This window comes from Bradyrhizobium sp., from assembly GCF_050014615.1.
In the GTDB taxonomy this organism is placed as follows: domain Bacteria; phylum Pseudomonadota; class Alphaproteobacteria; order Rhizobiales; family Xanthobacteraceae; genus Bradyrhizobium.
In genome coordinates, this window is sequence record NZ_JBEKCZ010000003.1 from 62856 (window position 1) to 73819 (window position 10964).

9 protein-coding genes are annotated in these 10964 nt (G+C 59.5%); 1 reads left to right on the forward strand and 8 read right to left on the reverse strand.

Annotated elements, in window-relative coordinates:
- Positions 1-54: 54 nt before the first annotated feature.
- The 7 genes from ABR948_RS01120 to ABR948_RS01150 all read right to left on the reverse strand — a co-directional run bounded on the left by ABR948_RS01120 (position 55) and on the right by ABR948_RS01150 (position 7835).
- Positions 55-2334, reverse strand: coding sequence for a xanthine dehydrogenase family protein molybdopterin-binding subunit (locus ABR948_RS01120; protein WP_428113399.1), 2280 nt, complete (start codon positions 2332-2334; stop codon positions 55-57).
- Complete coding sequence (locus tag ABR948_RS01125; RefSeq protein WP_428113401.1) at positions 2331-2819, reverse strand: (2Fe-2S)-binding protein; 489 nt, start codon at positions 2817-2819, stop codon at positions 2331-2333. The genes ABR948_RS01120 and ABR948_RS01125 overlap by 4 nt, the downstream gene beginning before the upstream one ends.
- Positions 2812-5127 carry a xanthine dehydrogenase family protein molybdopterin-binding subunit gene (locus ABR948_RS01130; RefSeq protein WP_428113403.1) on the reverse strand — a complete coding sequence of 772 codons (2316 nt, stop codon included), beginning with the start codon at positions 5125-5127 and terminating at the stop codon, positions 2812-2814. Before ABR948_RS01130 ends, ABR948_RS01125 begins: the two co-directional genes overlap by 8 nt.
- Positions 5124-5978: an FAD binding domain-containing protein gene (locus tag ABR948_RS01135; RefSeq protein ID WP_428113404.1), complete on the reverse strand. Its 855-nt coding sequence runs from the start codon at positions 5976-5978 to the stop codon at positions 5124-5126. Before ABR948_RS01135 ends, ABR948_RS01130 begins: the two co-directional genes overlap by 4 nt.
- Positions 5979-6029: 51 nt before the next feature.
- Entirely contained in the window at positions 6030-6920 is an 891-nt protein-coding gene (locus tag ABR948_RS01140; RefSeq protein ID WP_428113405.1) for a cyclase family protein, read from the reverse strand.
- A 108-nt stretch (positions 6921-7028) separates the two neighbouring features.
- Complete coding sequence (locus ABR948_RS01145) at positions 7029-7427, reverse strand: cupin domain-containing protein (RefSeq protein ID WP_428113406.1); 399 nt, start codon at positions 7425-7427, stop codon at positions 7029-7031.
- A 3-nt stretch (positions 7428-7430) separates the two neighbouring features.
- Positions 7431-7835 (reverse strand): cupin domain-containing protein, encoded by a 405-nt coding sequence (locus tag ABR948_RS01150; RefSeq protein ID WP_428113407.1) that lies wholly within the window; start codon positions 7833-7835, stop codon positions 7431-7433.
- A 154-nt stretch (positions 7836-7989) separates the two neighbouring features.
- Between ABR948_RS01150 and ABR948_RS01155 the strand changes: the two genes are divergently transcribed.
- Positions 7990-8595 (forward strand): helix-turn-helix domain-containing protein, encoded by a 606-nt coding sequence (locus tag ABR948_RS01155; RefSeq protein WP_428113408.1) that lies wholly within the window; start codon positions 7990-7992, stop codon positions 8593-8595.
- 6 nt (positions 8596-8601) lie between these two features.
- Here ABR948_RS01155 and ABR948_RS01160 read toward each other — a convergent pair.
- A partial coding sequence (locus ABR948_RS01160) for a molybdopterin-containing oxidoreductase family protein (RefSeq protein ID WP_428113409.1) occupies positions 8602-10964 on the reverse strand: 2363 nt, incomplete at its 5' end.

Here is a 10964-nt window from a genome sequence, read left to right on the forward strand (position 1 = left end):
CTTGACCTCGTCGCATGTTGACCTGCCTATTTGCGGCCGTCTCAATCATCAGAATTATCCGTGCCTTCGGTGCAAGATGCGGTGCAAGCGGTCAGGCGTCATTGGAAGCCGATTGACCGCCCCCGGTTGCTGCAGAGCCGCGTCGATTGCAGAAGCAAGCGCCGCGCCAACCCCGGTTATCCCTCCCTCTCCTGCACCTTTCACGCCAAGCGGATTCAGCGGGCTCGGAGAGTCTTCGCGGATCAAAACCTCGACATCAGGCACTTCGTGGCAAGTGGGCAGCAAATAATCGGCAAAGCTCGCCGCAAGGGGTTGACCCTGTCCATCGTAGACAAACTCTTCAAGCAACGCTCCGCCGACGCCCTGTGCCACGCCGCCTGCGATTTGTCCCTGCACCAGCATGGGATTGATGGCCCGTCCCACGTCATAGGCCACCAGATATCTTTCGATGCCGACGCCGCAGGTCAGCGGATCGACCTTAACTTGCGCGAAATGAATGCCATAAGGATAGGTCATGTGGTCGGCGCGGAACCAACCCTCGCTTTTCAGTCCGCCCGTCTCACCAAGCTGGCTGGCGATCTCGCCGAGGCGTATCGAAGCGCCCCCTTCCCGCACGGCAACCGCACCATCGACCAGATGAAGCCTGTCGGGCGCGGCCTGGAGAAGATCGGCGGCGGCTTCCACGGCGCGATCACGAAGCGCCTCGGAGGCGATCTTCACGGCGGAGCCCGCCATCACTGTGACACGCGACGCGAAAGCGCCGCGGCCGCACTCGATCCGGTCCGTCTGGCCGTGAACGACCGTGATGCGCTCAATCGGAATATCGAGCGTCTCCGCACAGATCTGTGCCAATACCGTCTCGACCCCCTGACCGACGGATGCAACCCCGGTCACGATCTCCACGGCTCCCGACTTGTCGAGGCTCATGCGCACGAGGTCATCGGGGCCGAGGCCGCTCTTTTCGACGAAATAGGCAATACCCAGACCAACCATCTCGCCCTTGGCACGACGGGCGGCGGCTTCTTCGAGCAAACGATCGTAATCGAGGTGAACAAGCATGCGCTCGAGAAGATCGTGATACTTTCCGGAATCGTAGACGACATGGGTTCCGAGCGCCTCGATCCCCCGATGGAATGGCATTGCACTTTCGGGAATGAGGTTGACGCGACGGACATCGATCGATGAGAGCTTTAGTTCGGCTGCGATCTTTTCGATCAGGCGCTCACGGGCAAACGTCGACTCATACCGTCCGGGAGCACGATAGGTGCCCGCCGGCGTCTTGTTGGTGAGACGAATGTGGCCTTCGACCGAGTAAGCGGGAATCACGTAGGGGCCAGGCAGCAATCCCGCGGACAAGTCCGTCACCGTGGTACCATGCGTGCGCACATAGGCGCCCTGATCGGTGAAGAATTTGGCCTGAAGGCCGAGAATGAAGCCACGCGCATCGACTGCCGCCCGAAGACGATAGGTCTGATCGCGCGAATGATTGGCAGCCAGTAAGTGTTCCCTGCGATCCTCTATCCATTTGACCGGCCGGCGCAGCCGCAGGGCCGCGGCGCAGACCAGCACGTCTTCCGGATAAAGCTCACCGCGTATTCCGAATCCACCACCGACATGACCTTCGCTGAGCTGAAGCTTATGGGGGGCCAGACCCAACATCTTGCTAATGGCATCGCGATTGTAATGCGGCACCTTGGCCGCGCCATAGACGGTCAGAACGTCGCTATTGGCATCGTGGACCCCCAGGGCGCCGCGGGTCTCCATGGGAACGCCGGTATGACGTCCAACTTTCGCCTCTAATTCAACCACGCGATGGGCCTGGCTGAACGCGGCGTCCATGTCACCATAGGACCGGCGTATCACCGCTGGCTCTGAAAGCAGCCCGGGATGGCTGTCCGGCATAAACAGCGACGGCTCAGCGGTGGCATCGAGTTGCGCGTCAAGTTCCTCGATGTCGCAAAACACAAGGTCGGCGGCGTCTTCAGCAACATAGGGGTCGGAAGCGAACACGACGGCGACGGGTTCGCCGACATAGCGCACGTAATCACGCGCCAGAATCCATTGTCGGTAGGGAACGAGACCCTCTGCGCGCATCTGACGAAAATCGATCGGCGGCAAGTCATCGACATCCCGAATGGTCCAGACTGCAACAACGCCCTCGAGCTGGGTTGCCTCCGTCGTCTCGATACCGAGGATCTTTCCGAACGCGACGGGCGAGCGCACAACGCGCATGTGAACCTGGCCGGGCCAATTGCAGTCGGCCGCAAACGCGCCGGTCCCGAGCAGCAGCGGACGGTCTTCGAGGCGTTTGTGCGACCGGCCGATATAGTTCATCTGCGTGCTCCGGATCGCATCTCCACGGCAGCCAGTCGAACCGCTTTGATGATGTTTTGGTACCCGGTGCAGCGGCAGAGGTTGGAGGACAGCATCTCCTTGATCTCCTCATCGGACATGTCAGGGGTTTCCTGCAACGCGCCGGCCGCGAGCATCAGAAATCCGGACGTGCAGAAGCCGCACTGCAGACCGTGGTTTTCCCAGAACGCCTTCTGCAGCGGATGCAACGTATCGCCATCGGCAAGACCTTCGACGGTACGAATTTTCTTGCCTTCGGCCTGAACACCGAACATCAGGCACGAACGAATTGGTTTGTCGTCGACGAGAATCGTGCAGGCGCCGCAGACGCCGTGTTCGCATCCGATGTGGGTGCCCGTCAGGTGACAGTCGTCGCGCAGCACGTCGACCAGCGTACGGCGTGGCTCGACCGAGACACGATGCTCGCGGCCGTTGACATCGAGGGTAATGCTGATTTTGTCAGGCATTGAGGGCCGCTCCCGCTTTGCGCAAATGTTCGCGAATACGCTGGGGGGTGGCGGGAATCTCTGATATCTCGATCCCGAACGGCGACAGCGCATCGACGATCGCATTGACGATGGCGGCCGGCGCGCCGATGGCGCCGCCTTCGCCTACGCCCTTGGCGTGAGTCACGCTCTCGGGAGAAACCGTCTCGAGATGAAGGATTTCTATTTCCGGCATTTCGGCAATGGTCGGCAGCAGATAATCAGCAAAGGATGTCGTCAGGAGATTGCCGGTCTCGTCGTAGACCATTTCCTCCAGCAAGGCGTTGGCGATACCCTGGGCTACGCCGCCGGCAATCTGACCATCGACGATCATCGGGTTGATCAGCACGCCGGCATCCTCCACCACGAGAAATCGCTCGATCTTCACGCCGCCGGTTTCAATGTCGACCTCAACGACGGCAAGGTGGCAGGCGTTGGAGAACGTACCTGGAGGGTCATAAAACGCGTTTTCCTGGAGCCCCGGGGATTGACCGGGGAAGCGGTAGCTCTGGTGATAGGCGGCACGTGCAAGCTCGCCGATCTCGATCGCCTTGTTGGTGTTGGCGACACGGGCCCAGCCGTCCTTCAAGCTGACGGCGTCAGCGGTCGCATCCAGCATCTGCGCCGCGATCAGCTTCAGCTTTCCGGCCACTTTCGCCGCCGCCAACTTTGATGCGCCTCCGGCAATCACCATCGATCGGCTGGCGAACGTACCCCAGCCATAGGGCGTCGTATCGGTATCTCCGGAAATGACCCGGACCTTTTGCGGATCAATTCCCAATTCGTCTGACACGAGCTGGGCGAGACTGGTCTTCAACCCCTGGCCGTGCGGCGATGATCCGATACGCAGATCGACATTGCCGGACGGATCCATGACACAATCAACGATCTCGTAACCAGGCACGATATCCATGCCTCGCGCCGCATAGGCGGGCGTGCCATAGCCAGTACGTTCGCTGAAGACGGAAAGGCCAAGTCCGATATAACGCCCCTTGGCGCGCAGCTCGGTTTGCCTGGTCCTGAAAGCCGGAATGTCCATTTTCTGGACGGCCACTTCCATCGCCTGCTTGTAGGAACCTTCGTCATAGACGAGGCCGGTTGGCGAGCGATGCGGAAAGCTGTCGATCAGATTGCGGCGGCGAATTTCGACCGAATCGATCCCCAAGCGCTTCGCCGCAACATCCATCAGGCGTTCCATGGTGAAGGTCAGCATGGGACGCGCGACACCGCGATAAGGCGCCATCATGCAGGTGTTTGTCGTCACGCCCCGGGAACGAGCGGCGTATTCGCTAAAGTCATACGGGCCCGGCAATTCGGCAAACGCCATCAGCGGCTCGACCCCACAGGTGACCGGATAGCAGGAAAAGGCTCCGACATTGGAACGCAGATCGGCATCGAGGCCGAGCAGCTTGCCTTCCTTCGAGAAAGCCGCACGGATGGTGAAGGCCTGATCGCGGCTGTGCGCAGAGGCCAGAAAATTTTCCCGGCGATCCTCGGTCCACGCGACGTTGCGCTTCAGCTTGCGCGCGAGCCAGACCAGCACGACATATTCCGGAAACAGCGACATTTTCTGACCAAAGCCGCCGCCGACATCGGGAGCAATAACGCGCAGATCCGATTCCGCGATGCCAAGCGTGTCGGCGATGCCGGTCCGCAGCATATGCGGCATCTGAACCGAGGCCGTCAGCGTCACCCGTCCGCTCCCGGTGTGATATTCCGCCAGGCCGGCGCGCGCTTCCATGGGAGCTGCCGATTGGCGGTGCGAGCGCAGTTCAAGCGCTACGATTTCAGCGGCGTCTTCGAAGGCCTTGTCGAGACCCGCGGTCTTCATCCGACCTTCGACGAGGACGTTGTTGGGTGCCTCCGGATGAACCGGATCAGCGCCGGTTTCCAGGGCGAGATCGAGATCAAGCACGGGATCGGTCGCCGCGATATCCACAAATACCTGTTCGGCAAGATCCTCGGCCAGGGCCTGACTATCCGCCACGACGACCGCGACCGGCTGACCCGTGAAAACCACCCGATCAATCGCCAGCACCGGCTGCCCGATCGGGACGTAATCGGGGCGATGGAGGATTGGCCGGATCGGTTTGAGATCGGCGAGATCACGGCCCGTGAAGACAATCGCGTCCGGCGGAATCTCGATATCGACAATGGCGCCGCGCGCCACCGGGCTTCGAACAAAGCGAACGGCGGCGGCAGCGCCGATACGATCCGCGACGTAGCTGCCACCCCCCTTCAAGAGCGTTGGGTCTTCGAGCCTCGGCAACGACCGCCCGATCCAGTTCATGCGGCGGCCTCGCTCAACGCGCGCTTGACGACCGTCGCAATCAGATCCTGGCGATACTCGGCGGAAGCATGAATATCCGCGGTTGGAATAACTACCGTGCGAGCCTCCTGGGCAACGGCATCGAAGGTTTGCGACGACGCCAGCCTGCCAACCAGCGACCGCTCCAACTTTTCGAGCCGGATGGCACGATCCGATACACCGCCAATACCGAGTCTCGCCTCTTTGATAACGCCGGATTCAATCCGCAGTGCAGCCAAGGCCATTCCCAGCGCAAAATCGCCGGCACGGCGCGAAAATTCGTTAAATCCTGTCCGCCAATCGTCCGCCATCAAGGGCAAACGTATTTCCGAAAGGATCTCATCCGCGGCCAGTTCCGTCGTGAACGTTCCCTTGAAGAATTCGTGGCTCTGGATGGTCCGTTCGCCACGGCTGCTTCTGGCAACGATCTGCGCTCCCAGCGCCGTTGCAACGAGGCACCATTCGGCGGCCGGATCGGCGTGAGCAAGACTGCCTCCGAAGGTACCGCGTTGCCTGATGGGAAAGTGCGCGATGTGCCGCACCACCTTGGTCAGGAGATGACCCAGCGGACCCGCGACGACACCTCGATGAAACGTGGCATGGCGCGTCAACGCACCGATCGAGACGCTTTGGCCTGTCGTTTGGACGGAAGCCAGTTCCTTCAGTTCATTGATATCGATTAGAACTGAAGGCCGCAGCAGCCGAAAGTTCATCGCAGGAACCAGGCTCTGTCCACCGGCCAGAATCTTGCAGTCGTCCTGATTTTCAGACAGCAGAACGAGCGCCTCGGAAACGCTGGCTGGCCTGAAATATTTGAACGATGCCGGCTTCATAAGCTCTACCAGACTGACGCGCCAAAGCAGGCGCGGTTACGGGCGGAAGATTTAGCGGCCGTCCGGGCCCCCCATGCTTTGCCCCGCTGCGATGCGGCGCGAACCCAGCACTGCCTTTGCAACGTCGCCCACGGCCTCAACCGCCTCGTCCATCCCCTGGAAGCAGACGATCCGGCAAGGACACGCCTCGAGACCTTCGTAGCGCCAGGGAAATGCCCCGATCACGGCGCGCTGATTCAGCATCTTCTCGATATCGCCACCGATATTCTCGGCGTGGATCAGCCCCTCCTGAAATGCATATGAATGGAAGGGAAACATGTCTTCAGAAATGTGACGTCCCGACTTCTTGTGGATGTAATTGTACTCGCCGAAAAATTCTTCGCAGCTCTTTCCAACCCGAGCTTCAAAGCGCTTCGCGAGATCGGGCCTCATCAGACGAATGGAGGTATTCATCGAGTGATCGCCGGATCCGCAATCGATCCCGAACCACTTGATTTTCTTCTTGAGCATCCATTCGAGCAGTTCGATTTTGCCACCGGGATGCATGCAAAAATATTTAACCAGATCCTGTTCCGGCTGACCTTCCCAATAGCGATGCCAGCCGGTGTGAATGATCAGAATATCTCCGTCGCGAACCTCGACCGGCGCCTGCTCGATCATGTCCGGCGTGATCACGGCCCAATCGTCCATATGCTTGGAGACGTCGACGACAGCACCTGGCCCGACAAGAAAATCGAGAGGGTAGGACGCCATATCGCCCATGCCGTCGGTGCCATGCATCGCACCATCGATATGGGTGCCGACATGAAGGGCTGTGTCGATGCGCTGTGCGACGATCATCTTGGTCTGCAGATTCTGCGCATAGTACATTTTGTTGCCGGCATATCCGACCCAGCCCGGCGTATGCACGTTCATCAAATGAGACAGATCCACAATCTTCATAACCGCTCCTGGTTGACGTTGTTAGCCGCTCTGTCCGACCGGTTAGCGGCGAGATCAGAAATTATTGCCTGTCGAGATCTCGCACCCGCATCACTATCCTGGACTCGATCATTTCGGAGCCGCAGCGTCTGAAGGAAGCGCCCCAACGGCCTTGAGCAGTGGCACATCTGCCGGACTGGGCCCACCGACGCTGACCACGGTCACACCCTGATCTGCCGCAACCGCATGCTTGACGCCGACCGGCACGTGCACGGCGCAACCGGCATGGAACGGCAATTCAATATTGTTGGTATAGTCGCGTATCGTTCCCTTGCCCTCCAGAATGAAGATCGTGTCTTCGGAAATGGAGTGAATATGAGGAACGTTGGCCTCGCCCGGCTCAAGCACGACATAGTTCATGTTGGCGTGCCAGGCGCCGGTACCCGGCCAAACCACGAAACGCGCATCCTTGGAGATCAGCGGTAGCCTCAAGGTGGGATGATCGCGGTGAAATACTCGGATCGCCATTTGTTATTTTCCTTCCGGGAAAGCCAAATCGGCGTAAAGCGTCTCGTCGGCAGGACACGGGCCGCCGAGAATTTTCATGTCTTGACCATCGTTCGTCACGAACTGATAGGCATCGCCCGCATCGATGTGCACCATCGAACCTTCCACCAGCGGGAAGACTTCGCTCGAGACCAAATCGACGATCGAACCGGCGCCGCTCATCACATAATAAACGGCATCGCTGCCGTGATGGAGGCGTATCGTACGGGCCCCGCGCTCCAGCGTGATGATCTGAAAGGTCCGGAATTGAGCGTTGTTTCCCGGCCACATCACAACCCTGGCGTTGCCAGACCCAACAATGATCGGTATTTCTGGGCATCCCACGGCGCTGTCGACGACGCGCGCGGAGTTTGCAAGCCGAGTAGCCATCGAATTGCTCTTTTATCCACACTCGAATTGTTTTAACTGTATCAAAATTTTTGGAAGGAGCAATAGCTTTCTGACGGGTTGATGGGTAATGACGGTTGCTGGGTATTAAGTGCGGTTCGACTGCAGTGGTCAGAGAAACAGAAGGATAACTTTGGTGACCATCGAATTTTCTCCCGAACTGCCTGATGACGTGGCGGAAACGACCGCCAGCACGCTTGCGGCGATCGGCGAACGCATCCGCGAAGTGAGGCAGGCAAGGAACATGACGCTTCAGGTGCTCGCCGATAGCACGAAGCTGAGCGTATCAATGCTCAGCCTTGTCGAACGGGGCAGAGCATCGCCGTCCATCGGATCCCTGATCGTGATTGCCAGCGCGCTGGGAATTACCATGTCCGATCTTATCGCGAGTGAACCCAATGCAGACGAGGAACTTGTGGTGCGGGCATCACAGCATCACGTCGTCGAAACACCCAAGCATGTTGTCCGCAGGTTGATCCGCGAAGACCGCACCCGCGGCCTCTCGATCGCCATCAACGAATACGAGCCGAATACGGGTAATTCAGACGCCGCCCTGTCGCACGCAGGTTTTGAATACGGCTTCGTTCTGGAGGGCATACTTACAGTCGAGGTCGACAAGACGCCCTACATTCTCAAAAGCGGCGATTTGATTTCCTATAACTCCCGCCGTCCACACAAGATCTGGAATTATGGACGGCGCAAGGTACGGACCCTATGGTTCAATCTTGATCGAGACACCTGAAGGTTTTCATTCCTGCAGGGAAGCAGCACCAAGACCATCTCGCGCGTGCTTTCCTGCGCCGTTGATCGGCGAGATTTCGCAAACGGAAGACCGAAGACCGATCGAGCCGCTGATCGGATCGGCATGGTCATCCGATATCAGGCGATTATAGTTGGCGCCGGAGTCAGCGAGCGAATCGAAGGCGTCCAGGCCAAGCTCTTCGTTGCCCTGCCACCAGCCATATTGTCCGCTGACCACCCGCTGATCCAGACTCGAATCAAATTTCGCGCGCATGCGGGCTTTGCCGTTTTTGGTCCGGATCTCGACCCAGTCGCCTTCGCTAATTCCTCTTTCACCGGCGGTCTGCGGATGCATGCTGACCTCAGGCTCCGGCGAGCGGCGACGTAGCGACGGAACGTGGCGATGCTGGCCGTGACAATAGTGAACCACCTTGGCGGAGGTCAGCACCAGCGGAAACTCGTTCCCCTCCGCATTATAGGGCGAGCGAGCCGGCTCGATGAATCGCGGCAACGGATTCTCGCCAGCATCTCGAAAAACCTCGGAGAAAATTTCGATCTTCCCGGTCTGCGTCTTAAAGCCCTCATGGCGATAGCGAAAATAGTCCGGTTCGCCGGTAAAGCTAATTCCGCCCGGTTGCGCACGCAGATCGTCAAGGGTCAATTTGAGTGGCGCAAGGATGGCATTGAGACCGGCATTGATATCGCCGTTCCAAAATAAATTGCCAAAGCCAAGCCGGGTAGCGAGTTCGAACACGAGATGGGCATCCGATCTGGACTCGCCTGCGCTGGAAATGGCCGCTTGCCGCAACTGAACCAGGTTTTCCGCGGCCTGGCTGCCTTCAAATCCTACCCGTAGCGCTTCCCGCTCCCACGGCGTGTTGACGGGAAGAAAGATGTCGGCAAATGCCGCGGTCGGCGTCATCACCACGTCCGAATGGACATGAAATTCAAGTTTTGCAAGCGCCTGCGCGATCCGATCGCCATTGGCATGGTTGACAATAAAGTTGCGTCCAAATCCGAACAGGCCTCGAATGCGATAGGGCTCGCCGTCCACGATCGCCGCATACAAGGCATCCGTCCCCGTCCAGCCATTTCGGCCGGGCCCGAGCGTCGAGCGCTTGAGATCGATACATTTGGCGCGTTGCGCCGCCGACAGAAATTCGCCGCCGGTCGCGTCGTATGCCGGAGGCCGCGCGAACTGGACGTTCCCGCCCGGGGCATCGAAGCTGCCGGTCAAGGCCATCAGCGTCGATATGGCGCGATCGGTCTGCGTCGCGTTGGTATGTTGGCCGACACCCGACCACATGTAGTAGCTGACGGGGCGGGCCTCGAACAGCAGCCTTGCCGTTTCCGTCACCTGCCTTGCCGGCACCCACGCCACGGCTTCGACCCGATCCGGCGGATACTCGTCACACATCTCCCGGTAGAGACCGAATGCCGAGCGGCAGCTGATGGGCTCCCCGGCCGGCGATAAAAATTCGACGGAAGCTTCAAGCTCGGGATTGACCGGCCGAACGTAAGCGCGTCGGGACAAGGAGTAGCCCACGGCTTCTTTCGCGCCGGCATCCCATGCCACGAGATCGTCGGCCATGGTCCCCGCGGGCGGTGCCGCGATATCCGCGGCGCGCAGAAATCGATTGGTATCCTTTCTGACCAGCAACGGGCCATTGGTCCAGTCGCGGACGAATTGAACGTCGAACCAGCCGTTCCGGATCATCTCGCCGGCGATACCAAGCGCCAAAGCGCCGTCCGCGCCGGGTCGCACGCGCAACCACTGATCCGCACGCCCGGCGAAACCAACCCGGCGCGGATCGACCACGATCAGGCGCGCGCCCCTGACCCGCGCCGATCGGGTTGCCGTGGCGTGATCCAGCCAGGTCGCACTTGGATTGTGTCCCCACAGCACGATACATTCCGACCGTTCAAAATCGGGCGATGCAATCGAGCGCCCGAATGTGTAGGCGTGGGCGTAATCCTTGTGCCAATTGCAAATTTCGGTGCCATACGCGACGTTGGGGCTACCAAACGCGTTGATGAAGCGTTCGATCCACCTGATGTCATCCGATATCGGCGTGCCGCTCGGAGTCGTCAGGCCGAAGGCAACCGCCTCCGGGCCAGATTCAGAACGAATCCGATCAAGTTCAGAAGCCGTCCTGTCGAGCGCTTCATCCCATGTAATCCGTTTCCAGCCCGGATCCTTGTCGCCTTTGGGCCGCGTGCGCTTCAGCGGATAGAGTTGACGCTGTTTGTTGTAGATGATCTCGGGCGCGGCAAGCCCCTTCACACACAGCGCTTTGCCGGTGGGGTGTTCCGGATATGGTTCCTGGCCGACGAAACGGCCCTCACGCGTCACCATAATCGAACCGCAGC

Bases quoted from the DNA above. Each gene is read 5' to 3' on its own strand.
- ABR948_RS01130 (WP_428113403.1), bottom strand. From the start codon at position 5,127: ATGAACTGGATCGGGCGGTCGTTGCCGAGGCTCGAAGACCCAACGCTC.
- ABR948_RS01135 (WP_428113404.1), bottom strand. From the start codon at position 5,978: ATGAAGCCGGCATCGTTCAAATATTTCAGGCCAGCCAGCGTTTCCGAG.
- ABR948_RS01150 (WP_428113407.1), bottom strand. From the start codon at position 7,835: ATGGCTACTCGGCTTGCAAACTCCGCGCGCGTCGTCGACAGCGCCGTG.
- ABR948_RS01145 (WP_428113406.1), bottom strand. From the start codon at position 7,427: ATGGCGATCCGAGTATTTCACCGCGATCATCCCACCTTGAGGCTACCG.
- ABR948_RS01120 (WP_428113399.1), bottom strand. From the start codon at position 2,334: ATGAACTATATCGGCCGGTCGCACAAACGCCTCGAAGACCGTCCGCTG.
- ABR948_RS01125 (WP_428113401.1), bottom strand. From the start codon at position 2,819: ATGCCTGACAAAATCAGCATTACCCTCGATGTCAACGGCCGCGAGCAT.
- ABR948_RS01140 (WP_428113405.1), bottom strand. From the start codon at position 6,920: ATGAAGATTGTGGATCTGTCTCATTTGATGAACGTGCATACGCCGGGC.